Origin of the sequence: Arthrobacter sp. Leaf69, from assembly GCF_001422645.1 — a bacterium.
Classification (GTDB): Bacteria; Actinomycetota; Actinomycetes; order Actinomycetales; family Micrococcaceae; genus Arthrobacter.
This window is the reverse complement of sequence record NZ_LMLR01000003.1, coordinates 23,394-50,098: the sequence shown is the minus strand read 5'-3', so window position 1 is coordinate 50,098 and position 26,705 is coordinate 23,394. Positions and strand designations below refer to the sequence as shown.

22 protein-coding genes and 2 pseudogenes are annotated in these 26,705 nt (G+C 67.8%); 11 read left to right on the top strand and 13 right to left on the bottom strand.

Going from position 1 to position 26,705, the window contains the following annotated elements; genetic code table 11:
- Together ASE96_RS18740 and ASE96_RS19100 are read left to right on the top strand one after the other, a co-directional pair.
- Positions 1-930: pseudogene (locus ASE96_RS18740) on the top strand (DUF222 domain-containing protein); the annotation flags it as partial.
- A 1-nt stretch (position 931) separates the two neighbouring features.
- Positions 932-1,324, top strand: a pseudogene (locus ASE96_RS19100) (HNH endonuclease); the annotation flags it as partial.
- 344 nt (positions 1,325-1,668) lie between these two features.
- Here ASE96_RS19100 and ASE96_RS05015 read toward each other — a convergent pair.
- Positions 1,669-2,022 carry a hypothetical protein gene (locus tag ASE96_RS05015; RefSeq protein WP_056427006.1) on the bottom strand — a complete coding sequence of 118 codons (354 nt, stop codon included), beginning with the start codon at positions 2,020-2,022 and terminating at the stop codon, positions 1,669-1,671.
- 221 nt (positions 2,023-2,243) lie between these two features.
- Complete coding sequence (locus ASE96_RS05010) at positions 2,244-3,383, bottom strand: M24 family metallopeptidase (RefSeq protein WP_056426983.1); 1,140 nt, start codon at positions 3,381-3,383, stop codon at positions 2,244-2,246.
- 223 nt (positions 3,384-3,606) lie between these two features.
- Here ASE96_RS05010 and ASE96_RS05005 point away from each other — a divergent pair, with 223 nt between their 5' ends.
- The gene (locus tag ASE96_RS05005; RefSeq protein ID WP_056426980.1) at positions 3,607-4,113 is read left to right on the top strand and encodes a universal stress protein; all 507 of its coding nucleotides are present in this window, start codon (positions 3,607-3,609) and stop codon (positions 4,111-4,113) included.
- 22 nt (positions 4,114-4,135) lie between these two features.
- Here the strand turns inward: ASE96_RS05005 and ASE96_RS05000 are convergent, their stop codons facing one another.
- The gene (locus tag ASE96_RS05000) at positions 4,136-5,650 is read right to left on the bottom strand and encodes a CYTH and CHAD domain-containing protein (RefSeq protein ID WP_056426977.1); all 1,515 of its coding nucleotides are present in this window, start codon (positions 5,648-5,650) and stop codon (positions 4,136-4,138) included.
- Between the two features lie 146 nt (positions 5,651-5,796).
- On the opposite strand from ASE96_RS05000, the gene hrpB reads away from it, so the two are divergent.
- Positions 5,797-8,454: an ATP-dependent helicase HrpB gene (gene hrpB / locus ASE96_RS04995; RefSeq protein WP_056426974.1), complete on the top strand. Its 2,658-nt coding sequence runs from the start codon at positions 5,797-5,799 to the stop codon at positions 8,452-8,454.
- 273 nt (positions 8,455-8,727) lie between these two features.
- Positions 8,728-8,970 (top strand): hypothetical protein, encoded by a 243-nt coding sequence (locus tag ASE96_RS04990; protein WP_056426971.1) that lies wholly within the window; start codon positions 8,728-8,730, stop codon positions 8,968-8,970.
- Here the strand turns inward: ASE96_RS04990 and ASE96_RS04985 are convergent.
- Positions 8,961-10,283 carry a nicotinate phosphoribosyltransferase gene (locus ASE96_RS04985; RefSeq protein WP_056426968.1) on the bottom strand — a complete coding sequence of 441 codons (1,323 nt, stop codon included), beginning with the start codon at positions 10,281-10,283 and terminating at the stop codon, positions 8,961-8,963. The two genes, ASE96_RS04990 and ASE96_RS04985, sit on opposite strands and share 10 nt — an antisense overlap.
- A gap of 73 nt (positions 10,284-10,356) precedes the next feature.
- On the opposite strand from ASE96_RS04985, the gene ligD reads away from it, so the two are divergent.
- Positions 10,357-11,379 (top strand): non-homologous end-joining DNA ligase, encoded by a 1,023-nt coding sequence (gene ligD / locus ASE96_RS04980; protein WP_056426965.1) that lies wholly within the window; start codon positions 10,357-10,359, stop codon positions 11,377-11,379.
- Positions 11,380-11,391: 12 nt separating this feature from the next.
- Here the strand turns inward: ligD and ASE96_RS04975 are convergent, their stop codons facing one another.
- The gene (locus ASE96_RS04975; protein WP_056427003.1) at positions 11,392-12,279 is read right to left on the bottom strand and encodes an amidohydrolase family protein; all 888 of its coding nucleotides are present in this window, start codon (positions 12,277-12,279) and stop codon (positions 11,392-11,394) included.
- Between the two features lie 92 nt (positions 12,280-12,371).
- Positions 12,372-12,728, bottom strand: a complete 357-nt coding sequence (locus tag ASE96_RS04970) for a hypothetical protein (protein WP_056426964.1) — start codon at positions 12,726-12,728, stop codon at positions 12,372-12,374.
- Positions 12,729-12,926: 198 nt separating this feature from the next.
- On the opposite strand from ASE96_RS04970, the gene ASE96_RS04965 reads away from it, so the two are divergent.
- Positions 12,927-14,210, top strand: coding sequence for a class I SAM-dependent methyltransferase (locus ASE96_RS04965; protein ID WP_056427000.1), 1,284 nt, complete (start codon positions 12,927-12,929; stop codon positions 14,208-14,210).
- A 13-nt stretch (positions 14,211-14,223) separates the two neighbouring features.
- On the opposite strand, the gene ASE96_RS04960 is transcribed toward ASE96_RS04965, so the two are convergent.
- Complete coding sequence (locus ASE96_RS04960; protein ID WP_056426961.1) at positions 14,224-14,895, bottom strand: alpha/beta hydrolase family protein; 672 nt, start codon at positions 14,893-14,895, stop codon at positions 14,224-14,226.
- 40 nt (positions 14,896-14,935) lie between these two features.
- On the opposite strand from ASE96_RS04960, the gene ASE96_RS04955 reads away from it, so the two are divergent.
- Both ASE96_RS04955 and ASE96_RS04950 read left to right on the top strand, forming a co-directional pair.
- A complete protein-coding gene (locus ASE96_RS04955) occupies positions 14,936-15,943 on the top strand; it encodes a pirin family protein (protein ID WP_056426958.1) in 1,008 nt (335 codons plus the stop codon).
- 55 nt (positions 15,944-15,998) lie between these two features.
- Positions 15,999-16,343 carry a GNAT family N-acetyltransferase gene (locus ASE96_RS04950; protein ID WP_056426955.1) on the top strand — a complete coding sequence of 115 codons (345 nt, stop codon included), beginning with the start codon at positions 15,999-16,001 and terminating at the stop codon, positions 16,341-16,343.
- Positions 16,344-16,380: 37 nt separating this feature from the next.
- Here the strand turns inward: ASE96_RS04950 and ASE96_RS04945 are convergent, their stop codons facing one another.
- From ASE96_RS04945 to ASE96_RS19310, 4 genes are all read right to left on the bottom strand, one after another.
- A complete protein-coding gene (locus ASE96_RS04945; RefSeq protein ID WP_082492588.1) occupies positions 16,381-18,615 on the bottom strand; it encodes a putative bifunctional diguanylate cyclase/phosphodiesterase in 2,235 nt (744 codons plus the stop codon).
- Between the two features lie 158 nt (positions 18,616-18,773).
- Complete coding sequence (locus tag ASE96_RS04940; RefSeq protein WP_056426952.1) at positions 18,774-19,076, bottom strand: DUF4193 domain-containing protein; 303 nt, start codon at positions 19,074-19,076, stop codon at positions 18,774-18,776.
- A 521-nt stretch (positions 19,077-19,597) separates the two neighbouring features.
- On the bottom strand, positions 19,598-21,505 hold the full coding sequence (locus ASE96_RS04930; protein ID WP_056426950.1) for an amylosucrase: 1,908 nt from the start codon (positions 21,503-21,505) through the stop codon (positions 19,598-19,600).
- A gap of 20 nt (positions 21,506-21,525) precedes the next feature.
- The gene (locus ASE96_RS19310) at positions 21,526-22,029 is read right to left on the bottom strand and encodes an HtaA domain-containing protein (RefSeq protein WP_056426947.1); all 504 of its coding nucleotides are present in this window, start codon (positions 22,027-22,029) and stop codon (positions 21,526-21,528) included.
- A 688-nt stretch (positions 22,030-22,717) separates the two neighbouring features.
- Here ASE96_RS19310 and ASE96_RS04920 point away from each other — a divergent pair.
- Positions 22,718-23,680: an AfsR/SARP family transcriptional regulator gene (locus ASE96_RS04920; RefSeq protein ID WP_056426945.1), complete on the top strand. Its 963-nt coding sequence runs from the start codon at positions 22,718-22,720 to the stop codon at positions 23,678-23,680.
- Positions 23,681-23,729: 49 nt separating this feature from the next.
- On the opposite strand, the gene ASE96_RS04915 is transcribed toward ASE96_RS04920, so the two are convergent.
- Together ASE96_RS04915 and ASE96_RS04910 are read right to left on the bottom strand one after the other, a co-directional pair.
- On the bottom strand, positions 23,730-25,010 hold the full coding sequence (locus ASE96_RS04915) for a Y-family DNA polymerase (RefSeq protein WP_056426943.1): 1,281 nt from the start codon (positions 25,008-25,010) through the stop codon (positions 23,730-23,732).
- 4 nt (positions 25,011-25,014) lie between these two features.
- Positions 25,015-25,446, bottom strand: a complete 432-nt coding sequence (locus ASE96_RS04910; RefSeq protein ID WP_056426942.1) for a LexA family protein — start codon at positions 25,444-25,446, stop codon at positions 25,015-25,017.
- 570 nt (positions 25,447-26,016) lie between these two features.
- Here ASE96_RS04910 and ASE96_RS04905 point away from each other — a divergent pair.
- Positions 26,017-26,547 (top strand): hypothetical protein, encoded by a 531-nt coding sequence (locus ASE96_RS04905; protein WP_156367513.1) that lies wholly within the window; start codon positions 26,017-26,019, stop codon positions 26,545-26,547.
- Positions 26,548-26,705 lie beyond the last annotated feature (158 nt).

Genomic DNA, 26,705 nt, shown 5'->3' with positions numbered 1-26,705 from the left:
CCCTGGTCACCGAAATGCCCCACACTTTCGCTGCGTTGGAGGCCGGGCAGCTCAACGAATGGCGCGCCACCCTCCTGGTCCGGGAGACCGCGTGCCTGACCGCGGAGGACCGCACCGCCGTCGACGCCGAACTCGCCGCCGACACCGGGACGTTCGACGGCGCCGGAGACCGGCGCATCATCGCCGCGGCCCGGGCCGCGGCCTACCGCCGGGACCCGCGAACCGTCACCCAGCGGGCCAGCCACGCCGCCACCGACCGGCACGTCAGTCTCCGCCCGGCCCCGGACACCATGTGCTACTTCACCGCCCTGCTCCCCGCCGGTCAGGGCATCGCGATGTACGCCGCCCTGACCCGGCACGCCGACACCCTCCACAACAACGGTGACCCCCGCACCCGCGGCCAGCTCATGACCGACACCCTCGTCGAACGCACCACCGGCACCCCCGGCGGGATCACCGGCATCGAACTCCAGCTCGTCATGACCGACCGCAGGCGACAGCGAACCCGCCCGCCTCCCCGGCTACGGCATCGTCCCCGCCGGCTGGGCCCGGGACCTCCTCCAACATGGAGAACAAGCCACCCGCGCGCCCCAGGAACCGGAACACGGCACGGGAACAGGTGTAGACACGCCGGAAATAGTCGTGGGCCTGGCGCGAACAGGCATCGGCCGCGCCGGAGCAAGCGCCGGCGGCGCGCGAACCGCGGGAAGGGAGACGGACGTGGACAAAGCCTTCACCGTGTGGCTGCGGCGGCTCTACACCGCCCCCGGCACCGGCGAACTCACCTCCATGGACTCCCGCGCCCGGCTCTTCCCGCCCGGACTCCGCCGCTTCATCCAGGCCCGGGACGACACCTGCCGGACCCCGTACTGCGACGCACCCATCCGCCACATCGACCACATCATCCCCTGGCACCGCAGCGGACCCACCNCGATGCCACGAGCGGGATAATAACCACCGGCATCATGCCGAGGTCCGCTGGAGTGAGCTGGTGGACCAGCTCGAGGGACGGCTGGACATCCTGGCCCAGGCTTTCACCGCCCGGACTCCGCCGCTTCATCCAGGCCCGGGACGACACCTGCCGGACCCCGTACTGCGACGCACCCATCCGCCACATCGACCACATCATCCCCTGGCACCGCAGCGGACCCACCACCCGGGCCAACGGCGCCGGACTTTGCGAAGCCTGCAACCACACCAAAGAAAACCCCGGATGGAGTGTCCGGCCCCGGCCCGGCCCCAGACACACCCTCCAGATCCGGACCCCCACCGGCCACACCTACCACTCCACCGCACCCCCACTGCCCGGGCTGCTTCGTGGATTNCTCTGCGAAGCCTGCAACCACACCAAAGAAAACCCCGGATGGAGTGTCCGGCCCCGGCCCGGCCCCAGACACACCCTCCAGATCCGGACCCCCACCGGCCACACCTACCACTCCACCGCACCCCCACTGCCCGGGACGGGTCTGACCGGCTCGCCACCGCTGGGAAATGCCGGCCCCCTGATCAAAACCAGGAACCACCGCCGCAAACTGCGACACCAAGCGAAGACCCTCAAACGTGCCGGCAGACGCCTATCCTCGGCCGCGTAGAGGTCAGGGTGGCGGCTTCCGGGACGGTGTCGGAGCCAGTGCGTGGACAACTCCCCGGCGTCCCGATCGCCGTGGCCTACCGGGTGATGTTCAGCGGTTTCATCGGTATCACGCACGACACCCGCTCAAGGGCGAGCGCCGCTCCTGCCCCGGTGACCCGGTTGTTCCTGCCCGTGTCGTCGCACCAGTCGATGTTGAACGGCATCGCCGTGATGAGCGACTCTCCGGCTGCGGTCCTCGCCGGTACTGCAAAGGAATAGGTGAAGCCGCCGGCGCCGTCCATTGGGGCGGTCGCAGCCAAGACCTCCACGCCGGCGACGTCGGTCATGGTCACCTGGATGCGGGCCTTCCCGCCGTAGCGTGGGTCGCAGTTGGCGTCCGGCGCTGTGACGGTGACAGTATCGCCCGGTTTCGCACTTGAGGGAGTCACGGTAAATGCCGGCGGGAAACACGGCGACTCCCCGTTCCAGGGGAAGGAGGACGCACAACCTGAGGCCCCGGAAGCCAGAAGCAGGACACCCGCCGGCAGAAATGCCTGGGACAAGCGGCTCATGCGGCGGCCTGAATGCCCGGCGCGGGCGGTCAAAGCTTCACGCATGGCGGGGACCGCCGCCAGCGGATTGCACACGAGGGTCCGGTAGGCGCTGGCCACTAGTGGACGATTCTCATCTCGTGCGAGGTCTGGTTGAGTCGCCGTCCGCCGTCGGGAACTACCGTCACAATGTCCTCGATCCGCACGCCGAACCTGCCGGGCAGGTAGATTCCGGGTTCGATCGAGAAGCACATGCCGGGGTGGAGGATCTGGGTTTCGCCCTCCACCATGTACGGCGGCTCGTGCGTCGTCAGTCCGATTCCGTGCCCGACGCGGTGAATGAAGTAGTCGCCGTAGCCGGCTTCGGTGATCACCGCCCGGGACACGCGATCGATCTCCTGGCACTCGACGCCTGGCCGCACGGCCTCGAACCCGGCCTGCTGTGCGTGTCTGACGACGTCGTGAACCTCGCGCTCCTCGGCGGTGGGTTCGCCGACGTGCACGGTCCGCGTCGTGTCTGAGCCGTAGCCGTGTTTGAGGCCTCCGAAGTCGAGTACCACCATGTCTCCGTCCTCGATGATCCGCGGGCCGATCTCGTGGTGGGGGTTGGCCCCATTCGGACCCGAACCGACGACGGTGAAGTCCACCTGCGAATGACCGAATTGGCGAAGCAGGTCGGCGAGACCAGAGCCGACGTCGGTCTCGCTGCGCCCGGCGAACCGCACTTTGACGATCTCCTCGTACGCCTGGTCTGCTGCCGCGCCGGCCGCCGCGAGCCGCTCGATCTCATCGTCATCCTTGATCGCCCGAAGCATCGGCAGGGCGGTCGTCATCGAGACATAGGACGACTTGGGCACCCGACCCTGCAGGCCGAGGAGGTGCATGGCCCAGGCCGAGTCAGAGACGGCATAACGTCCGGTGCCGGCCAGCAGTCTCGCAGATTCCGTGTAGGGGTCGCTCCCGTCGGTCCAGTCGGTGATCCGTAGAATCGAGGCGCTGGCGGCCGCTTCCGCGTCGGGCCTCTCGAGCCTCGGAACGATCATGGCGGGCTCCGCGTCGACCGGGACCACGAGCATGGTGATGCGTTCAGTGATGGCCACGGGTGCATACCCGGTGAGGTACAGCAGGTCGGGTCCGGGAGTGACCAGGATGCCGTCGAGCCCGGCATCTTGGGCGGCGTGGGCTGCTCGCCGCAACCTCTCGGCGAAGTCATCGGCGGTGAACGGCGCCGGCTCGGAATGGCTGCGATGGTCACTCATGGTTCGCATTCTCGTGCGCGGGGCAGCACTGGTCAACCCATCGCCCGGACAGCCCCTGCTTCGGTGCAGCCGTTGCGGCAAAAGTAGCAGGACCATCCGCGATTCCCCGGGAAGCGGAGCACTGGCAGGCGCGCAGCCTTAGAAACTTGCTGGGCACGTTTCCCGACGATGGCTATCCTGACGATATGGACGTGCTGATGGCGCCCGGTGCAGGCCTGCTGTGATGGGTTCTGCTGAGTACAACCGGGCGACCCCGGCGGAGGGGTGGCCGGACGGCCCGGTGGTGCTGGGCGTGGCCTGGGAACCGTCCGGGCAGTTGATCCGCGCAGCCGCGGACCTGGCGGCTACGCTGGGCGCACATTTAATTTGCGCTTACGTGGATCCGGCCAGTTACCTTACGGAGTGGGAACCCGCAGACCTACGGACAAGCGCATCGTTGGATCCGGCCGACAACAGTGAGACTGACTTCCCATCGAGCCACGTTCGTGGGGTTCTCCAGGTTCTCCTGGGGCCGCCTGGCGAGGAGTGGTCGTTTCGGGTGCTGAACGGAGCCGTTGCCCGGGCCCTTGGCCGGCTTGCAGCGAGCACGGACGCCTCGTTGCTCATTGTCGGCGGGCAACGGCCCGGGCGGCTTGCTGCCATGGAGCGGATGCTGGAGGGATCGGTCGGAATGGATCTGGCCGGTCAGCAACGCACACCCGTGCTGGTCATTCCACGGCCGGGTGGCTAACGCCTGGCGGGCCCGCAGGCGCCTACGTCCAGCGGAGGGGCGCGGGGGGAGACGAGCTCCACGCGCCGAAGAATTTCCGGCGGGATTCCTCGCCAGCCAGCTCTTCCAGTGCGTGCAGCCGGCCATAGGTGAAAGCACTGGTGCCGGGAGCGCTGGCGGCCAATTCGCGCAGCAGGTCCCGGGTGACAGCGCTGTCGTGGTGATCGCCGAGATGCTCCTGGATCTCCTCCGCGGCCCGCGCCAGAGTGGAGGCGCGCTTCCCGAAAATCGGGGTGGCCGCTTCCGCCGCGTAGCGGAGTCTCTTTGCGCTCTTCCGGACTTCGTGGAGGGCGGCGTCCGCGGCCGGAGTGGAGGACTCGGCGTCGAGTGCACGCACCTCCTTTTTCAGGCGCTTGCGCTGCTTCGAGACGAGCCGACCCACTGTCGGAAGGGCGTCCTTCCCGGCTGTTTCGGTCAACGGAGGGTCCGCCAGGAAGTCGTCCAAAGCATCGAGGAGGCGGAAGTAACGGGAACTCTTCAGGGCAGCGAGACCCTTCGCGCGGGCACGGTGAGCGGCAGCATCGAAGTGCTCCTCGACGGTCTTCGCTACCGGCCCCAGTAGCAGCTCCGGCGGTTCGGCGCCGATCAATTCCAGCAGCCGCGCCCGCATCACCTCGTTGTCCCTGGCCTCTCCCACGGTGCCTGCCAGCCATTGAAGCTCTGAACGCAGGGATCCGGTGACGTCCGGATCGGCAAGTTTCCGGAAGGTCGCCAGCGCGGATCGGATCCGGCGGGCGGCCACCCGGAGTTGGTGGACGGCGTCCGGCGCGTTTTCCCTGACTCCGGGGTCATGATTCTTGAGTGCCTCGACCTGTTGCCTCAGGTAGGAAAGGAGGACTGCCGACGCCGGCCCCGTGGGTTCAGGACCGGGGGCAGGGTCCGCGCCAGCAGGATACTTCCTGCCCAAGCCGCGGGCGAGCTTGGAGGGCAGCGCCGACGGATGGTGGCCCGTCGAAGCGAACAGCGCGTCGGCTCCCTTGAGTAGCCCCTTGGGGCCGTCGATGAGCTCGATTTCCCACTCCCGCCAGGTGGCCCGTTCCTGGGGCGCCAATAGGGTTTGGGAATCCACCCGGTCATCACTGAAGTCAGCCAGGGCGGTCCCGTCGGCCGCAAAGAGACGCTGCGTAGTGCGCCTGGTCTTCAGCCTCGCAACCGGAATCACGTCATGATCCCTCGTATGGACTTGGACGAGTCGTCGCAGCCTCCGGGGCACCGACTCCGGGTTTTTGCCCAACCGCACCGTGAATTCCTGACGTTCCCCCACCGCGACAGGGAGCTTCAGGTGCCACCCGTCGTCGTGTCCACCGGTTCTCCGGCGCAGCGTGATCCCACGGGACGACAGCGCCAGCCCCGCGGTATCGAAATAGACGGCGTCAAGCGACTCGTCCTCGGGTGCCTCCACCCGGTCCACCCCCGGCAACGACTCCAGAACCGGCAACTCGTCGCCCTCGCCGACGTCGTACTTTCGCTCCACTTCGAGCACCTCGGAGTCGGTCATGGCACAGCCTAGGCCCGCTGGCGAGCCAGCGGGATGAGTCAAAGGTCCCGGTCTTGAGGCCCCTGATCCGGTGCCGCAACGCCCGAGGGCCACGCACCAGTTCGAGGCGGAACCCGGCGTCCCGGCTTTGTAGGCACAATGGAAGCGTGACTTCTCCGCCGGCCCCTGCTCCCGTGCCCTTCGATCTGGGGGCAATCGGTGCCGGCCTGGCGTTCGGGCGCGCCCTTGGCGAGCTGGCAGACGTGCTGCGGGCACGGGTCCCCAATGCAACCGCCGTGGTGCAGGCGCCTCCGGGAACGGGCAAAACAACTCTCGTTCCGCCGTTGCTGGCCAACCTCGCCCTGGGCGCCGTGCCGGGCCCGGGACGGGAGAACCGTCCGCGCATCATTGTCACCCAGCCGCGCCGGGTTGCAGCGCGTTCGGCGGCCCGGCGCCTCGCAGCGTTGGACGGCAGCCGGCTGGGGGACCGCGTGGGGTACACGGTCCGCGGGGAGCGCCAGACCGGCCCCGGCACCATCATTGAATTTGTCACGCCGGGCATCCTGTTGAACCGCCTGCTCGCCGATCCGGGACTGGAAACCGTCAGCGCCGTCATCCTCGACGAAGTGCACGAACGCGGACTCGAGTCCGACCTGCTGCTCGGCATGCTTAGCGAGGTCCGCCAGTTGCGTGGCGACCTCACGCTTGTCGCCATGTCCGCCACCCTGGACGCGCCGCGCTTTGCCGCGTTGATTGGCGAAGCGGGAGACACCGGAAACCACGACGGCGGCGGGCTGGCACCCGTCGTCGACTGTCCGTCCGCGCTGTATCCGCTGGAGGTGGAGTGGGTGCCGGCCGCGGCGCCTCGGCTGGATGAGCGGGGGGTGACGCGCACCTTCCTGGACCATGTGGCGGACACAGCTGCCTCGTCCCACGCCCAGGCACTCACCTCCGGCACGGACCTCGACGCCCTGGTGTTCGTACCGGGGGCATGGGAAGTGTCCTATGTCGCCGGCCGGCTGCGCGGCCGGGCGGGCGCGGAGATCCTGGAGCTTCATGGGCAGGTGGGCCCCGCGGAGCAGGACCGCGCCGTTTCCGGGCGGGAACCCGGGGGAAGCCCGCGGATCATCGTGGCGACGTCCCTTGCCGAATCCTCCCTGACGGTCCCGGGAGTCCGGCTGGTCATCGACTCGGGGCTGTCGCGGGAGCCCCGGCGGGACGCCGGCCGGGGTATGTCCGGCCTCGTCACCGTGTCCTGCTCCCGGGCCTCCGCCGAACAGCGGGCCGGGCGGGCGGCCCGCCAGGGACCTGGACGGGTGGTGCGCTGCTACGACCAGAAGACGTACGGCGCGGCCCCGGCCCACCCGACGCCGGAGATCGCCGTCGCGGACCTGACCGGGGCAGCCCTGGTTCTCGCCTGCTGGGGGTCTCCCGGCGGCCGTGGACTGTCGCTACCCGACGTTCCGCCGAAGGCTGCGATGGACGAGGCCGTCGAGGTGCTGCGGGAGCTCGGTGCGGTCGGTACGGACGGCCTCGCCAGCGATCTGGGCAAGGCACTGGCCCGGGTTCCCGCCGACCCCAGGCTGGCCCGGGCCCTGCTGGACGGGGCCGCCGTCGTGGGTGACCGCACGGCCGCGGAAGCTGTCGCCCTGGTCGCCGGGGACCAGCGCGCCCCGGGCGCCGATCTCCCGCGCCTCCTGGCCGCCCTGCGGGCGGGCAAGGACCCGGCGTCCCGGCGCTGGGCGGAGGACGTCCGGCGGATGCAGACGATCGCGCGCCGGGAGGGATCCGGTGGCGCCGTTCCTGCCATGCCGGCGGAGGTGACCGCCGCAGAGGCCGTCGGTTTCGTCGTCGCCCTCGCGTTCCCGGACCGTGTCGCGCGCAGGGTCCCCGGCGAAGGGCCGGAGCGGTACCTGCTCAGCTCCGGCACGCGGGCCGGTCTTCCGGCCGGAAGCTCCCTGTCCGGGCACGAATGGCTCGCCGTCGCCGAGGTCTCCCGGGCCCAGGGACGCGACGCGGCCGGCACCGGCGCTGTCATCCGGTCCGCGGCGCCCCTGGCGGCGGACACGGCCGCGGCCGCTGCCCGGCATCTCCTGAGCGACACCGTGGAGGCCCGGTTCAGCCAGGGCCGGGTCACGGCCCGGAAGGAACGCCGGCTGGGCGCGATCGTCCTTTCCTCCACTCCGGTGCGCCCCTCAGCCGAGGAAGGCCGCGCGGCGGTTGCCCGGGCGCTGGAAAAAGACGGGTTGGGAAGCATCGGGTGGTCCGCTGCCGCGGACGCGCTGCGCCGCCGGCTTGCCCTCGTGCGGCGGGAACTCGGGGACCCCTGGCCGGACGTGTCGGAGCAGGCGCTGCTGGCCCGGCTCGAGGAGTGGCTGGCACCGGAACTGCAGGCGCTGGCGGGCGGCGCCGCCACGAACGGTATCGACCTGGCCGAGCCGTTGAGGCGGCTTCTGCCGTGGCCCGAAGCCGGCCGGCTGGGGCAGCTGGTGCCGGAACGGCTGGAAGTGCCGAGCGGCTCCTGGGTGAGAATCGATTACCCGGAGGTGGACGACGACGGCGGCCGCCCGGTGGTGGCCGTCAAGCTGCAGGAATGCTTCGGCTGGGACCGGACGCCGCGGCTGGTGGGCGGCAGGGTGCCGGTGCTGTTCCACCTGCTGTCGCCCGCCCGGCGGCCCCTGGCCGTGACGGACGACCTGGCATCGTTCTGGTCCGGGCCCTATGCGCAGGTCCGTGCCGAGATGCGGGGCCGGTACCCGCGGCATCCCTGGCCGGAGGATCCGTGGACGGCTCCGGCGACCGCCCGGACCAAGAGCAGGAGCTGATTCCGGGCGGCTGTTACGCCATTGTGACGTGGCTCACGGCGTGTTGGGTATCCTGATAGCGGTCAGGAAGTCGGCCGTTCATGCTTCACAGGGGATATATATTATGACCAGCAAACTCGACATCAACGTCGCTGTCGATCTCAGCTCCAAGGCCGCACTCGTGTCTCCGGAGGGCCAACTGCCCGGAACAGGCAAGGCCGGCCGGGCGGGTGCCGCATGAGGCCCGCAGCGGCTCTCGGCGGTTCCCTTACGCATAGCCACGGTGCGGAATTGATGTTCGATTCCTTCCGCCGTTGGCCCCTGGTGCCCTCCTCGCAGTTGGTGCGGCTCCGCTCGGCGCTGCTGCAGTGCGTTGAGCTGGCCTCACCGGACACCGGCAGGGATCTCTCGGAGTCGGCCGGAAAACTACTGCAGCTTGTCACCGACGAGCTGGAGCGCCGCAATGACCCCTCGGCCGCGCCTGCAGTCCTGCCGGCACGGTTTCGGCGGGCGGCCCGGCGGCTACCCTACGCATAAATCGTGGGAATGGCCGGTTCGCCTCGCTGGAGCCGGTTGACGACGTCGGGCAGTTCGGCCATGGTCGCGCTGTGCCGCTCCCGGGCCCGCGCCACAGCCTCCGCCCCGGTCCATCCGGGCAGAAGCTCTCCAGCCCGGATGAACTGCCGCAGCAGGGGCCTGCTGCGGGGTTCTTCCGCCGGCGGGTGGCCCACCCCCAGAACTTCGTGGGTGGCCGTGCCCGAGCCGTCGAGTCGGCGCACCGCGTACTTCCGCCCGCCAACATTGATCTTGTTCTTGGAGCTCTTGGCGACGGCGACGAACTCTCCGGAGTCGTTGGTGCGGCTGACCAGTTTGTAGACCATGCCCGCGGTGGCGGCGCCGGAACACGTCACCAGCGCCGTGCCGATGCCGTACGCGTCGGCCGGGGCGGCCCGGAGCGCCGCGACGGAGTATTCGTCCAGATCGGACGTGACCACGATCTTCGTGTGCACGTTGCCCAGCCGGTCCAGCAGCTCACGGACCCACGTCGCCTGTGCCACCAGATCGCCGGAATCGAGCCGGACCGCGCCCAGTTTGTCCCCGGCGAGCTCGACGGCGGTACGGACGGCCGTCTCGACGTCGTACGTGTCGACCAGCAGCGTGGTTCCGGGTCCCAGCGACTCCAGCTGCGCCCGGAATGCGTCACGTTCGGTGTCGTGCAGGAAGGTGAAGGAGTGTGCCGCCGTGCCGACGGTCCGCAGGCCGAAGCGCCGGCCGGCTTCCAGGTTCGAGGTGGCGACGAAGCCCGCGATCACGGCGGCGCGAGCGGCCGCGGCGGCGGCTTCCTCATGGGCCCGGCGGGAACCCATTTCAAGGCAGGGCCTGCCACCTGCCGCGCTGACCATCCGGGAGGCCGCCGAGGCAATGGCGGTGTCGTGGTTGAGGACGGACAGCACCAGGGTTTCCAGGATGCAGGCCTCGGCGAACGTGGATTCCACAATCAGGACAGGGGAGTAGGGGAAGTACGCCTCGCCTTCCGGGTAGCCCCAGACGTCGCCGGAAAACCGGAAGTCCGCGAGGCGGTCCAGGGTATCGCCGTTGACGACGCCGGTTCTTGCCAGAAACTCCAGCTCCGGCGGGCCAAAGCGGAAACGGACGATGCCCTCCAGCAGTCGGCCCGTTCCGGCAACGATCCCGTACCGCCGTCCCTCCGGCAGCGCGCGGGCGAACGCCTCGAACACGGTCTTCCGCCCGGACGCCCCGGAGTGGAGGGCGGCCTGCAACATGGTCAGTTCGTAGTGGTCGGTGCAGAGGGACGTAACGGGGCCGTCCCGGGACGGCAAGGTGTCCATGATTCACCGTAGTCCTCCGCGCGCCCGCCGTCAGCGGCTATTCAGTTACCTGGCCTGGGGGTACCGTGTCCCCATGGTCAGGGAAGAAGCCACCGTCACTGTCAGCAGCCCCAGCGGAGAGCGCGAGCTGCGGATTTCCAGCCCCGGCAGGGTCCTCTGGCCGCAGCTCGGGCTCACCAAGCTGGATCTCGCCCGGTACATCGTCGACGTCGGGGATGCTTTTCTGGCGGCGAACGGCGGCCGTCCCGTGACGCTCCAGCGGTTCGGCGGCGACATCGACGGCGAGCAGTTCTTCTCGAAGAACCCGCCCAGGGGCGCCCCTGACTTTGTGCGGTCGGTCATGGTGGTTTACCCCAGCGGCCGCTCGCACCCCCAGCTTGTGATCGACGAGGTTGCCGCCGCAGTCTGGGCCGTGCAGATGAACACGGTGGTCTTCCACCCCTGGGCGTCGCGGGCCGGCAACCCGGACAATCCCGACCAGCTCAGGATCGACCTCGATCCGCAGCCCGGCACCGGCTTCGAGGAGGCGGTCCCGGCCGCGCAGGCACTGCGGGCCGTGCTGTCCGAGGCGGGGCTGGAATCCTTCATCAAGACGTCCGGCAACCGGGGGCTCCATGTGTTCGCCCCGATCGATCCCGTCCGCGAGTTCCTCGACGTGCGGCATGCGGTGATCGCCGCCGCCCGCGAACTGGAGCGGCGGATGCCGGAGAAAGTCACCACCGCCTGGTGGAAGGAGGAACGGGGAACACGGATCTTCGTCGACTTCAACCAGGCGAACCGCGACCGCACCATGGCCGGGGCCTACAGCCCGCGCGCCCTGCCCGGTGCCACGGTTTCCTGCCCCATCAGCTGGGAGGAGCTGGAGCACGTCAGCACCAAGGACTTCACTATCGTTACCGTGCCGCAGCGGCTCAAGGCCACGGGGGACCCGTGGGCGGCCATGCATGCGAACCCTGGCACGATCGACGTTCTGCTGGAGTGGTGGGAGCGTGACCTGGCTGCCGGGCTGGGGGAGTTGCCCTTCCCGCCGGACTTCCCCAAGATGCCGGGTGAGCCCATGCGGGTCCAGCCCAGCCGGGCCAGGACCACGGACTAGTTCTTAGGCGGACTAGACGCCCAGCAGCCGCTGCCCGTTGAACCAGCAGACAACCCGCAGCCAGTCGTCGTCCAGCCGTGGCTCCTTGTCCCGGAGCCGTTCCAGCGCCTCCAGCTGGTGGGCGTACGGATACGGGATGTTCGGGAAGTCGCTGCCGAGCACAATCCGGTCGGGCATCCCGGCCAGCCGTGCCAAAAGCTCAGGCGGGAAGGGGGCGGCCGCCTCGAAGAAGTCCGTGAAAACCATAGTGGTATCCAAGTGGACGCGCGGATACCGCTCCGCCAGGTCCAGGAACTCGCCATACTCAGGCGCCCCCAGATGGGCGACGACGGCGGTCAGCCGGGGATGGCGCCGCATCACACCCTCGAGCTTGTCGGGGCCGGTAAACCCCGGCCGTGGCACCGGCCCGCTGCCGACGTGCACCACCACCGGAATGCCGGCCTCGGCCAATACGCCCCACACCGGGTCGAGTATCGGCTCGCGCAGATCGAAGCCGCCCACCTGCGCGTGGATCTTGAACACCCGTGCGCCGCGTTCCAGGGCCGACTGTACCTGCGCCAGGACGCCTTCTTCGGGGTAGAACGTCGCGCTGGGGACACAGTCCGGCTCGGCTGCGGCCAGCTCGAGCGCGAAGTTGGTGAGGTCCGCCGCCATGCCCGGGCGGTGCGCGTAGGTCAGCGCGGTGAAATGCCGCAGCCCCAGCCGGCGCAGTTGGGCCAGCCGGCTGGCCTCGTCCGAGCGGTAGGTGATGGGCCAGGGCCGGCCGATGAGTGGACCGGCCTCATCGAAATGCGCCCACACGCGCTGCAGCATCCGTTCCGGGAGGAAATGCGTGTGGATGTCGATCAGGCCCGGGAGTCCGAGCGCTCCCCACCACTGCGGCACGTCCGTGTCCCGCATCGTTTCCACGTGGTCTCCTCTTCGACGTCGTCTCCGCTAGTCCCGGCCACTCGGCCCAGACCAGTCTGCCATTAGAGACTGGCAGCGGAAAACTACCGTCGCTGCGGTCGGAGGATCCCCCGCACGGTGTACCCGACGGCACAGACAAGTGGTGCCAGCCCCGCGAGCAGTGCGATGGTATTGGGCCGGAAAGCCACCTGCCCGCTCCCGTTGCGGCTGTAGACGCCGAGCGGGAGCACGAAGCCGCCGCCTCCTCCTCCGGCCGCATTCTCCGGGCCGCCGTCGGTGGCGATGCTTTCGGCTTCGGAGGCTCCGCCACCGCCAAACCCAAAGGTCACCAGGGCAACCGGGATTATTTCCTGCCCGTCCACCTTGACGGCCGGGCCATAGGCCCGGGACACACCCACATTCTTGAACGTCTCCGTAAGGGACGAAAGTGCTTCAGTCATGGCTACGACGATAGGCGTGCAGCCCGTGGGAGCGCCAGAGCCGTTCGCCCCGGAGTCGCTATGCCGTGGAACGCGTAGATCCTGGACCGCTTATGTCCTGCAACGCCGTGGCCGGCAGGGCCTTCCGACCCCTATTTTCCCGCCGGGCGTCGAAATAGATTGGGACCGGACTATCGCACCGGAAGAAAGGCCATGATCATGACGAAACAGACCGGGGTGGCGCCGCGGCTGGCGGAAGTGCTCGCCATCGTCCTGGGCGCTGAGGAAATCCCGCTGCGGCTGAAAGCCTGGGACGGCTCGGAGGCCGGACCGGCCGGCGCGCCGGTCCTCGAGTTCCGGTCCCGGCGGGCTTTGCGCCGGATGCTGTGGTCTCCCGGTCAGCTGGGCCTCAGCCGAGCCTACGTTGCAGGGGACGTCGACGCCCCGGGCGACGTCTTCGCCAGTTTCGCCGCTCTCAGCTCCACCGGCAAGTTCGCCGAGCCCGGTCCGTTCCGTCGTCCCACCGTCCGCGAACTCGCGACAATCCTGAAGAACGCCGCCCTGCTGGGCGCGCTAGGACCCAACCCGGCACCCCCGCCGGAGGAAGCGAAGGTGGTCCGCGCCGGCCGGCGGCATACGCCGACGCGTGATGCGGCGGCCATTTCCCACCACTACGACGTCGGCAACGATTTTTACGCTCTTGTCCTTGGCCCGTCCATGGTCTACTCCTGCGCGGTGTGGGAGGACGAACCGACCGGGCTCGAAGCCGCGCAGGACGCCAAAATCGATCTGGTCTGCCGGAAGCTGGGACTGCAGCCGGGCATGAGGGTGCTCGACGTCGGATGCGGGTGGGGGAGTTTCGCCCTGCACGCCGCCCGGAACTACGGAGTCGACGTCGTGGGCGTGACGCTTTCCGGCGAACAGGCGACCATGGCCGGCAAGCGGGTGGCAGAGGCCGGCCTGACGGACCGTGTGGCCATCCGCGTCCAGGACTACCGCGACGTCGACGACGGGCCGTTCGACGCGATCAGTTCCATCGGGATGTCCGAGCACGTGGGCCGCGAGCAGATGCCCGCCTACGTCGCCAGGCTGCACGGGCTGCTCCGGCCGGGCGGCAGGCTGCTCAACCACGCCATTTCCTGGAACGCGGGCCCCACCGCGCCGGATCCGGACTCGTTCATCCCGCGCTACGTGTTCCCGGACGGCGAGATGCTGGGCCTCGCGGAGATGGTGGGGGCGCTGGAGGCCGGCGGACTGGAAGTGCTCGACGTCGAAGCCCTGCGCCGGCACTATGCGCTCACCCTCCGGGCCTGGGTGCAGAACCTGGAGGATCACTGGAGTGACGCCGTGCAGGCGGTAGGAGAGGGGCGGGCCAGGGTCTGGCGGCTCTACATGGCCGCCAGCGCGCTGGGTTTCGAGTCGGGCATCACCGGCGTCAACCAGATCCTCGTCCAGCGTCCCGGCGGCGCCGAGCCGCCGCTGCGCCGGACGGCCTGGCTGTGAGGCCGCCGACGCCTCAGCCTGGGCCGTGGGCGGTGATGAAGGCCGCGGCGGACGCCGCCAGCGAGGCTCCGACGTCCTCCGCGCTGCGTTTCGTTCCGGCGACGTCGAAGGTATGGCCGCCGCCGTCACGCCACTCCAGCGTTGCCGAGGGGCCGATCCGGGCCACCACGGCCTCCAGCAGTTGGGGAGTGGCGAACGGGTCGCGGGTGCCCTGCAGGAAGAGCATGGGTAGCGTCACCCCGTAGAGGTGTTCATCCCGGAGTTTCTCCGGCTTGCCCGGGGGATGGAGCGGGTAGCCCAGATAGATCAGTCCTGCCGCCGGCATCCCCTCGGCAACCGCCATGGAGGCCATGCGTCCGCCGAAGGACTTGCCCGCGGCCCAGAGCGGCTCSCCCGCTGACCGGCCAGCAGCCTCGGCCATGGCCGCCCGCCACGTGGCGACGGCAGCGGGAGGCCGGTCCGGGAACTTCCGGCCGGCTTCCCGGTAGGGGAAGTTGAAGCGGAGCGTGGCGATGCCCAGTATATTGACGGCGCGGGTGAAACCGGCCAGGAACGGGTGTTCCATGCCGGCTCCGGCGCCGTGGGCGACCACCAGCGTGGCAGATGGCTGCTCAGGGCGGGCATAGACGCCCGATACGGTGGACTCGCCAACGGCGATCATGACGGGAGACTCGGGGATGGTCATGACTCCATCATGACGCCTGCGAGACGGCTAGGCTGGTGGCATGAGCAATACCGAGGTGGCCCCTCAGGAGATACTTTGCGGGACGGATAGCGACGGCGGCAGCGTGGAAATCCTGGTTCCCCGCCAGGTCCCTCTGGGCGGGCCGCGGGCCATGGACGTACGACGGACCCTGCCCCAGCGCCAGCGTAGCCTCATCGGCGCCTGGTGCTTCCTGGACCATTACGGCCCGGACCGGGTGGGCGACTCCGGGGGCATGCGCGTGCCGCGCCACCCGCACACCGGACTGCAAACGGTCAGTTGGCTGTTTACCGGTGAAATCGAGCACCGCGACTCGGCCGGTTTCCACGCCGCCGTGCGGCCCGCTGAGGTTAACCTGATGACCGCAGGACGCGGCATCAGCCACTCGGAGTTTTCCACGCCGGCCACGGAGCTACTGCATGGTGCGCAGCTGTGGGTGGCGCTGCCGGACCGGGCGCGCGGGATGGAGCCCACGTTCGAGCATTTCCGCCCCGAGCCGCTGTCCGGTCCCGGCTGGACCATCCGGGTCTTTCTGGGATCGATCGCCGGCGCCAGTTCGCCGGTCACCACCCACACGCCGCTGCTCGGCGCCGAGATTCGCCTGGAACCGGGAGCCAGGCTGACGCTGGATACGGATCCGTCCTTTGAGCACGGTCTGCTGGTGGACGCCGGAGCTCCCCTGGTGGATGGCCGTCCGGTTGCCAAGGACCACCTCGCTTACCTGCCCGTCGGGCGCACGTCCCTGACCCTGGAGGCCGGCGTCGAGCCCCTGCGCGTGCTGCTGATCGGAGGCGAGCCCCTGGGCGAGAAGATCGTCATGTGGTGGAATTTCGTGGGACGGAACCATGAAGAAATCGTCGGATTCCGGGCTCAATGGCAAGCGGAAATCGGCGTCGAGGCCCCTCCGTCAGTCCATCCGGAATCCGGTGGCGACAATGGCGGCCCGCGTTTCGGCACGTTCCCTCCGGGCGAACCGGCACCGCTGCCGGCCCCCGCCCTCCCCAACGCCCGGCTCCGCCCCCGCGACTGATGCCCGGTACGGACACCGTGCGCTGCGCACTCCGCGCGCCAGAAACGAGAAGTCGTTGAGCGATATCACCATCCGCAATAATCCGGCACGCCTGCGCTTTGAAGTGCTCGACGGCGACTCCGCAGTCGGCCAGGCTGCCTACGTCGACGACGGTGCAACCCACCGCATTTTCTACCACACGGTCATCGAGGACGGATACGGCGGCCAGGGGCTGGCCGGACGGCTCGCGGCGCACGCTCTCGACGAGACGGTCGCCGCAGGCCTGAAGATCGTTCCGGTGTGTCCCTACATCAAGAAGTACCTGGGAAAGCACCCACAGTATGAGGCCATGATTCAGAAGCCCACGCCGGCGCTGCTGGCTGTGCTCAAGAACGCCTTGGGGCAGCACGCCCGCGGCTGACCCGGTGCGCAGGAGGAGTTCCGGTCGGCGGGCCGGCTCAGGAGTCCGGGGTGTCCGCTCCGGCCGGGGGCTGCAGGCGGGCGCCTGCGGCAAGGAGGGCCTCGATGAGCGCTGCCGGCGCAGGACGGGACAGCAGGTATCCCTGCCCCAGGCGGCAGCCCAGGCCGCGGACCAGGGCCAGCTGCGCGGGGTCCTCGATGCCTTCGGCGATCGCGTCGAGGTTGAGCCTGCGCGCGAGGCCTAGAATGCCCTCGAGCATGGCAGCGGACGGTGCGTCGGCGGAACTGCCGGAGAGGAACGACCGGTCGATCTTGAGGATGTCCGCGGGCAGTTCGGCCAGGGCGCTCAGCGAGGAGTAGCCGGTCCCGAAGTCGTCGATAGCGATGCGGACGCCGAAGCCCTTCAGCCGGTTGAGGGCGGTGATGCCCCCGTCGACGCTGCTGGCCAGGGCCGTCTCGGTGACTTCCAGTACCACTTTGTCCGCCTGCGCGCCGGGGTCCCGCAGGATGTTCTCGATCGCGGCGAGGTTCCGGGGGCTCGGCAGCTGCAGGGTGGAGAGGTTGATGGAAACCCAGAGGTCGTGGCAGTGGGCCATCGAGTCACGCCACCGGGCGGCCTGGCGGCTGGCGGTGCTCAGCACCCAGCAGCCGATCGCTTCGATGTCGCCGGTCTCTTCGGCGAGCGGGATGAACTCGCCGGGCTCCAGAAGCCCCAGCGTTGGATGATCCCACCGCACCAGCGCCTCCACGCCCAGAATTTCGCCGGTGCGCAGGTCGGCCACGGGCTGGTACTCGAGCCGAAGCTGCCGCTGGGTCACTGCGGCAGCCAGGTCGGCCCGAAGGGCGGCGCGGTGCGTCATCCTGTCATAGCCCGCGGCGTCGAAGCGCTGATAGCGCCCCTTGCCGTTTTGTTTGGCCGTATACATCGCGAAGTCGGCCTGCCGCAGCAGCTCGGCGGGATCGCCGGTTTCCGGGCGGCGCTGCGCAGCTCCCATGCTGACTGAAACCTTCAACCGGACTTCCCCGACAGAGAACGGGGCACGGAGTGTGTCATGGATGCGCTCCGCGATCCCGGCGGTGACGGATCCATCGGCGTCGTCGCTGACCACAATCGCAAACTCGTCGCCGCCGAGGCGGGCGGCGAGATCGTGGGACCGCACGCAGCCCTGCAGCCGGCCGGCCAGTTGGACCAGCAGGGCGTCGCCGCCTTCGTGCCCGAGTGAATCGTTGACGTCCTTGAAGTCGTCGACATCAATGATCAACAGCCCCTCGTGCCGGGAGCGGCGGTCCGTACCGGGTTGGAAAGTCGCTGCGAGACGCTCGGTCAAGGCCGCACGGTTTGCGAGCCCGGTCAGCGGATCATGGGTGGCACGGTGGGTCAGCGCGAGGTGGCTGTCGTGGACGGCGGCGGCCATGGAGTTGAAGGCGTCGGCCAGCTCGCCCAGCTCGTCCCGACGGACGACGTCGATGCGGTGGCTGTAGTCACCCGACTGCAGCCTGAGGACACCATGCCGCAGGGCTTCCACGGGCCGGATCAGGAATTTGACGATCCTGGCGCGGAAGTAGACCACGCCTGCGGCCGCCAGTCCGAAAAGTGCGCTGCGGGCTGCGATCACGATCTGCTGGAGTTCGGCGCCGTAGGCCAGGCCGGAGTCCATCGATTCAAGGGCGGAGCGCTGGATCCGGTCCAGGAGTGTACGGACGCCCGCGCCGGACGCGGCGAGGCCGGGTGAATCGGCCACGCGGTCTCCGGTGAGGGACTCGACCTGGCTGCCCCAGAGTCCGTGCTCCGCGAGGCCGTCCTGCCACTCGTCGCGGGCCCGGCTCGCGGAGGCGCGCATGTCCCGCTCGGCCGGCAGCAGGAGGATGGCGTCCTCGAAGCGGCGGGTGACGTCCTGCTGCTGTTGGCGGTACGCCGAGCGGTCGGCCTGCGCACTGGACAAAAGGCGATGGCCGGCCTGTTCATGGGCATCGAGGGCAGAGCGCAGATCCGCGACGGTCTCCGATTCACGATGCAGGCGGGCGGCCGTTTCCTCAATCTGGTCCGCTACGGCCCTGACGCCGACAATCGTGGCCAGGGCCCCCAGGAGAAGCGCCACCAGCATGAGGGCGAAGGCCCTGGACCATTCGGCCTTCAGGCTCCAGGTCCGTCCGGGGCGCCGGCCTTCGCTGCCAACGGGGACAGCCCCGGTACCGGCAGGACCGGCGCCAGGGCTGCCAATGCCGGAGCTGTCGATGAGGAGCTGGCCATCAGCGGCGGCGTCATCCGCCATCGGAGGAGGTCCCTCCGGCATAGTGATCCAGTCCCGCATGAGTTCCGCCTCCGGCTACGTGCCGGCACGCCCCGCATCGTCTGTGAGGAGCGTATAGCAACCTGCCATGCAGGGCATGCCCGGCGGTGTTGTTGCGGAAATGTGAAGCTGAACGCCTGCTAGCTCATGCAGTCAGCGCAGTACGAATGACCCGCCTTTTCGCGTGCGAGCTGCGAGCGGTGCCGGACCAGGAAGCACGAGTAGCACGTAAATTCGTCTTCCTTCTGTGGAATGACGGTGACCGTCAGTTCCTCGCCGGACAGGTCGGCGCCCGGCAGTTCCACGCCCTCGGAGGTGTCAGCTTCGTCGAGCTCACGGGTGACGCTGCGGGCGTCCGGCGCGTTCGCGGAGCGAAGGGCCTCTAGTGAGGCGTTGCGTGATTCCGCAACGTCTGATCGGACTTCGTCATAATCGGTTGCCACCTGGTTGATTCTCGATTCCGTTGTTCTGGGTTTCCCGGGATTGAACCGTACAGCATCTACCCGTTAATTTGCTGGGTGTAAAGGGGCGGCATGCAGTGACGCTCATGACACGTGCGTGTGGCCGGCGAGACGGGCCCGTCGCCGCGTCCCGGCCCGCGAGGTGTTCGAGGATAGTCGTCGGGAGTTAATGCGCCGTTCATGGTGCGAACCTAGGCTGGTTCCTTAGGCACCACCCGCCCGAAGGGAATCATGATGGCCGATATCGCAGCAGTGCTCGGACGGCTCACGCCGGAAGAACTCGACGGCCTCCGGGCTCTGGGGCCCGCGGGTCACCTGCCCAGACACCTTACGGATGCATTGGACCGTGCAGCCGGTGGTCCGGGTGCCGGACGCGGGTATTACGTTCCGACCGGCAGCGTGAGTGCCACCGGAGGGCCCCACTTGGTCCTGCGCAGCGACGTTTCCGGCTGGCTGTTCGGGTCCCCTTCCCAGGTCCTGAAGGCCCCGAGGGACGCCTAGAGTCAGGACAGTGGCGTAACCCTGAGCCAGACGAACTGCTGCGGTTTGAGCACAATTCCTTGGCCAAGCCCCAGGCGGGTCCCGGTCAGGAGATCGAAGGCGTCCGCGGCGAATCCGGAGAGCGTCACCGCGGCCACTGCCTGGGCCAGGTCGCTGAAGTTGGCGAGCGCCAGGATCCTGGTCCCGTCGCCGGGCCGCTGATAGCCGAGGACACCCCGGTTCTGCGTGTCGAAATCCAGCAGCCTGGTCCCGGCCAGTTCCGGCGTGCGGGACCGGACGGCAATCATGTTCCGGAGCCCAGCGAACACCGCGCCCTCCGGAGTGGAGGGGTCATGGCGCCGGGCGTACCGGGCAGCGGGATAGGGCGGGCGGTGGACCCAGCGGCTGTCGGTGCCGTGGCCGTCCTCGAGGGCATAGCCATAGTCGTTGAGCTGTCCCACCTCGTCGCCCAGGTAAAGCAGCGGGACGCCGCCGGTGCTGAATGCGACCGAATGCGCCAGCAGGATGCGGTCCACAGCCTGGCCGGTGCCGCCCTCCAGCCCGCAGAGTGACGCCGTCGTGCCGGAAATGCGGCAGTCTCCCGTCCGCGGGTTGTCCTGGAACGGGACGCCCCGGGCGAAGCTGTCCGGGAAGCGGTTGACGTAGAAGGAGTTCAGGAACCTCCGGTGGTCGAAGCCGTTGATGCCCAGCTCGGCGGCGTCCTCGTCGGCAAACGTCCAGCCGATGTCGTCGTGGCTCCGGACGTAGTTGACCCAGGATGTTGCCTCGGGGATGTTGTGCCGCCGGTCCAATGCCTGCGCCAGCAGGGAAACATCCCGTGTGGCCATGGCTTCCCAAATGAGCGCCATCTGCAGCGGGTTGTAGGAGAGCTGGCATTCCGCGGGATCGATGTACTGCGCCACCTCGTCGGGGTGCACGATCGCCTCGGACTTGAACAGGAGGGACGGCGCCGCCAACCGGCACACGGCGTTGAACGCCCGCAGCAGCAGGTGTGCTTCGGGGAGGTTCTCGCAGGGCGTTCCGAGCTGCTTCCAGATGAAGGCGACAGCGTCCATCCGGAGGATGTCCACACCCTGGTTGGCCAGGAAGAGCATCTCGCCCGCCATGGCCCGGAACACCTCAGGGTTGGCGTAGTTCAGGTCCCACTGGAAGGTGTGGAACGTCGCCCAGACCCAGCGCCCGTCCGGCATCGGCACAAACGAGCCCGGGTGATCGTCCGGGAAGATCTCCCGTACCTGTTCCTCAAAGGCGTCCGGCATGGTCCGGTCGGGATAGATCCAGTAGTAGTCGCTGAAGCCGGGATCGCCGGCGGCGGCCTTCCGGGCCCAAACGTGTTCATCGGAGGTGTGATTGAAGATGAAGTCCACGACGAGGCTGATGCCGTTGGCCCGCAGCTCGGCGGCAAGAGAGCGCAACTCCTCCATGGTGCCGAGCGAGGGGTTGACTTCACGGTAGCTGGAGACGGCATAGCCGCCGTCGGAGTGCGGCTCCGGCGCCAGGAACAGGGGCATCAAGTGCAGGTACGTGAGGCCAAGTTCCTTGAAGTACGGGATCCGGCGGCGGACGCCATCCAGGTTTCCGGCGTAGCGGTCCACGTAGCAGACCCCGCCGAGCATCTCGTTGGACAGGAACCAGCCGCTGTCCTGCTCGCGGGCGGCGTCGAGGGCTTTGAGCTCCGCTGGCCGCTCCGCCCACGAACGGGCGGCCTGCTGCACCAGAGCCGTCAACTGGTCCAGCCAGTCCGTGCGGCTCCCGTAGAGACTGTGGAACAGCAGGGCGAGGTCCGGGAGGTGGGCATCCAGGCGGCGCCGGAAGGCAGCCCGGTCCTTGTCCCCGGGCATCGATCCCGCGGCCAGCCCGGCGAGCACGTGCTGCAGGGCCGTTTCGACATCGTCCGCGAATTCCACCATGAATGTCCTCCCTCTTCGGTTTAGCCGGGAACCCGGATGACGAGCGGATCCATCGGCTGCCCGGCCGCATACTGGCCGTCGAAGAGTTCGGACCCGTCCGGAGAAACCACGACGTCGACGTGATCCCAGACCAGGAAACCGCCGGCGTCGCGGGGTTTCGAGGGGCTGAGGAAGCCGACGGCGGTGCGGTCCTGGCCGCTGTCGTCCCCGGTGCTGATGGACAGCACGCCGCTGCCGCTGGAAAAGGTGACCCAGGGGTCCAGCAGCCGGACCAGGAGCATGCCGTGGTGCCCGGCGAGCCGAACGTCGCCACGGAAGCGCAGCACGCCGGTACCGCGCGCGACGTCGTAATCGGAGGTTTCGGGGCTGAAGCAGAACAGCGAAGTTCCGGCCACGGTTGCCCCGTCGGTCGCTGAAACGGACCCGTCCGGCAGGCTGGCGATGTAGTCGACGAAGCTGCGCTTGATGCCCCAGCTCAGGCCCAACGGCGACAGCGGATCGGGTGAAGCGGACGCTGGGTTCACGCGGGTTCTCCTGTGGCTCAAAGGCGGGTCTCCTCTGAGCCTAGCGGCCGATTGCCTGCGGTATGAACTGCCCTCCGGGCGGCGTGTCATGGAGCGTATTCTGGACTTGCCGTTTCCAAGGGGTGACCAGGAAGTTTCGGTTCCGAGCTGCACGCTGAAAAGCCGGGCACATGATGCGGCAATGGCCTTCTGAATTGTTTTTTTGCAGTTGGAACATGACCTTCCGCCGCTCGTCAATTTCCAAGGGAAAAGGCAGAATATTGAAATTTCCCTGCCGGACCGGTGCGGCATTCACTGGTATGGCGGATGGGTTTATTTCCGCCCGCAGTCGTGGGATGCCGGCTGTCGCGGGCGACACGAGAGTGGCCAAAAGACGGTCGCTTCCGGTCTGCGTCTGGCCTGCGGCGACAGTTGCCAGGTCCCGGGATTGCCTACTCGACACCGTACCGTCGACGGACAGCCGTGATACTTGCCAATCGACCGGAGTACTCACTTTAAATTCGCCGGTTACTTGGTGGCGTTCCCAGGGTGTACTCGACTTTACGCACGGTAAAGGAACGGGTAGCTTCATTGCTTGTTGTCCCCTGTTTTGCATGTCACGGTTTCCCTAGAAAGTCGGATGGAAGCGAGTCTCAGCACGACGTTCCAATAATTCTTTCCGGCTCTCCGAATAATGATTAAGTTGTAAATGGGGAAATCGGAGATCGATGTGGATAACTTGCGCGGCGCAACGCCGGTAATTTCTGTACGACTATTCGGCGCATTTGAGATCCGGCGAGATGGCGCAGTGCTCACGGCTGCGGACCTGGGTGGCTGCAAGCCCCGGCACATTCTGGAAATTCTTTTGCTGAATCTGGGGACACCTGTTTCCAAAACGCGCCTTGTGGAGATCCTGTGGGGGCCCCGGGCCAGCGGCGGCGCCGTCGCCACCCTGGAGAGCTACGTCAGTGGCATTCGCAGGGCGATCCAGCCGGGCAACACCAAGACGGGTCCGCTGCGCACCGCGAACAGCGGCTACGTACTGGACCCTCAACTGGTGGAACTGGATCTCTCGGCGTTCCAGCAGTTGCTCAATGCGGCCCGGCATGCCGCTCCGGCCGAGGCCCATACGCTGTCCATGCAGGCCCTGGAAATGGCCGCCGAGCCGCTGCTGGGATTTGAACTGGTGGCTGACTGGGCCGAAGAGGCCCGGTTGCGGCATGCTGCCGAGAAGGTCGCCGCACAGGTCCTCGCGGCCGAGACCGCGGCCTTTCTGGACAAACCAGACCTGACCATTTCACTGGCGCAGTCCGCTGTCCAGGCCGAACCGCTCAACGAACGTGCGTGGACCATTCTTGTTGCGGGATACGAACAGGCCGGTCTTCCGGTGGAGGGGCTGTCGGCCTATGAGCGCTGCCGCCGGCTCTTTGACCGCGACCTGGGCTGCACGCCGGGCCCCGCCCTGCAGGCCGCCCACCTGAGGCTGCTCCGACAGCGCGCCGAGGGAAACACCGAACTCTCGGAAGTCCTTGCGGCGCTGCTGTACCTGGGGGAGCGGCTGCACGGACCCAAGTGCACGCAGCACCCCGCCGAGGAATCCCGGCGCATGCAGGAGAACGCCGGCAGGGTCCTCGACTCGTTCCTGCAGCAGGCGCTGGCCGTCGCCGTCTGACCGGTTCGCGCGGAGCCTTTCCCGCAGTCGGTGTTGCCCGCCAGGGTGGTCACGCGGCTTTGACCACGGGGAGTTCTGCCCAGTGCGTCGTGTACCGCGGGGACAGCATGTCCCGCTTCATGCTCCAATCCGGTCCGCCCCGGATCCCGGCGAAGCCGAGGCCGATCGACCCCCGCCCGTATCTCCGGCTGACGTCCTCCAGCAGTGGGCCGATGCCTCGTTCCTCGTGCGGATTTTCGAAGATTGCCAGCGGCGCCTGGTTGCCGGTGGGGCGCAGATCGGTGACCATGATCCCCGCGCGGACGTACTTGACGCCGTCGTCAATCCGGGGGAGCAGGGCGTACGCCGCCCTCGCCAGGAGGACGGGATCGGCGGTGGGCATCGGCAGGGGCACGTAGACGGTGGGGTACGAGTTGTCCTGCGGGTTGTAGAAGGACGTGGCGGCGAACGCCGTCAGAAGCTTGGCCTGGAGCCGGTGCCGCGCCAGCCGGGCGCTGGCCTGCTGGGCGTAGATGCCCAGCACCTGGCGCACCCCGGCGCCGGTGGTGATCGGCGTGGCAAAGGAACGGCTGAAGATGAGCTGGTCGCGGCCGATCCGTTCCTCTTCCAGGGGGATGCACGGTGTTCCGTTGAGCTCCAGGACCGTCCGCATCAGCACCACCGAAAAGCGGTCCCTGATCTTGATGGGGTCTGCGCGGGCGAGGTCCAGGACCGTGTGGATATTCTGTGCGTTCAGCCGTTTGGTCAGCCGTGCTGCCACTCCCCAGAGCTCGACCACGGACAGGCCCGCCATGAGTTTCTCCCGCCGGGCGGCGGGAACAGCGTCCCAGTGGCAAACGCCGTCGAACGCCGGATTGTGCTTGGCCCACTTGTTGGCCAGCTTCGCCAGGGTCTTGGTGCCGGCGATGCCGACGCAGACGGGGACGCCGACGTTGCGGCGCACTGCGGTTTTCATGGTGTGGCCCAGCCGCTGCAGCTCCTCCGGGGTGCCGTTGACGCCGAGGAAGGCCTCGTCGATGCTGTAGACCTCCAGCCAGGCTGAGTAGCGGCCGAGGAGTTCCATCACCCGGGCGCTGATGTCCCCGTAGAGCTCGTAGTTGCTGGACCGAGCCACCAGCCCCCATTCCTTTGCCCGCGGTGCGAGCTTGAACCATGGCTCGCCGAGGCTGATTCCGAGTGCTTTCGCTTCGGGGGAGCGGGTGACCGCGCAGCCGTCGTTATTGGAGAGCACCACCAGCGGACGGCCCTCCAGCGAGGGGTCGAAGGCGCGTTCGGCGCTGGCATAGAAGCAGTTCACATCAACAAGGGCCACGCTGCCCCGGCCCGGCATGGCCCTAGACATGGTGCAGGCAACGGGTCGCGACGCCCCAGATGACCAGGTCCGACAGTGCCGGCACCCTGATGTCCGGGTACCGCGGGTTGTCGGCCTGCAGCACGACGCCGGACGCCGTGATGCGCAGTCTCTTGACTGTGAGCTCGCCATCGAGGACCGCGACGACGACGCAGCCGTCGCGCGGCTCGAGGGCGCGGTTCACGATCAGCTCGTCGCCGTCGCTGATCCCGGCACGCTCCATGGAGTCCCCGGACACCCTGACGACGTAGGTGCTGGTGATGTCCTTGATGAGGTGTTCGTTGAGGTCGATGCGGCCGTCAAAGTAGTCCTGCGCCGGAGAAGGGTAGCCGGCGGCAACCGGCACCGGCGAGATAAGGACCGAAAGTAGAGAAGTGCCCGCGTCTATCACGCGGGGCCCGATGATTACGCCCACAACACACCCTCGCTACACCCATATTCGAATATATGTTCGATACTTCAGTGTAGCTCCGGACGCCGACATTGGGCATTCTTTGCCGCATTACGCCTAACGCATGGTTGGCGCCATCTGGCGTTGCATGAGGTTCCTCGGACTGCCGTCCGGGTCCACTGTCACCGCGGACTCCTCAGGACTCTCCCGCGTCTCATGGAGGAAAGTTGCGGCTGAAGGGGGCTGGTTGCTTCTGAGTTGGGCCCGGTGTGTCCGACGCTAGACTCCGGTTATGACAATGGGGGAAAACCGGACCAAGAGTGAGAGCCAGAGGCGCCTGGTTTGGATTCTTGTCACTGCACTGCTGCTGGTGGGGCTCGCCACCTGCCAGGGGATGCGTGACCCTAACCCTGTGATCCAAAGGTGCAAAGACGCTGGCGGAACGTGGATCGGCGCAGAATTCAGCCCCAACCCTTACTGTGCTCTGGGCTAGCATGCGCCCAGGGCGGGCCGATTTGGGGACAACGCAACATGAGACGTAGCGAGATCTGGGGTTCAGCCCTGCTCATTCTTACTGCCGCCATCTACACGTGGGTGACCTTCTACTTCTCGGCACATCCGTTGGCTCCCGATGGTCAGCGGCTCATTTTCTTCTGGGGGATTGACGGGGATGCCGTAGTTGGCCTGACCTACCTGGTCGGCGGCTTAGTCGGCTGCGCCGGGCTACTTCTCCTGGTTCCGTCGCTGATTCGCCGGGTCTCCCTCCGCTGGCTTCGAGTGCTCACAGGGTGGGCGACAGCCGTTGCCGGCATTGCCGCAGCCCCGTTCGTTGGGCTTTTTCTGCTGGTCTCGTTGATCCTCTGCTTCGGAACTACCGTCCGTGAAGTAGCCCCGGACGGGCGCTCGATCATCGTCACCCAGGATGAATTTGATGGCGATGTAGTTCATATCTACTCGGAATTCGATGCCTTCCACTACAGGTGGTCCGGGGAAGCGCCAGAGCTCTCCGGCCCGCGGACCATCAGCAGCGAGAACTGCCGCCTCGAAACTTCCGGGGAAGCGCTTGTACTTAGCTGCGGCGCAGGCACTGTGACGATCCATTCCGACCAGCGCCCCGCTGGCTGACAAAAGCACCGATGAGCCACCGAGGGTTCCCTTCCGGAAATCTCCGTTCCCTTCGGAGACCTATTCGTTCTAAAGCAAATCCGCAAGTTGCCGAGATGCCTCAACATGTTGCATCTGACGGAGGATCAGATCCGCGCTGCGGCGCAGCTTCCGCCTCC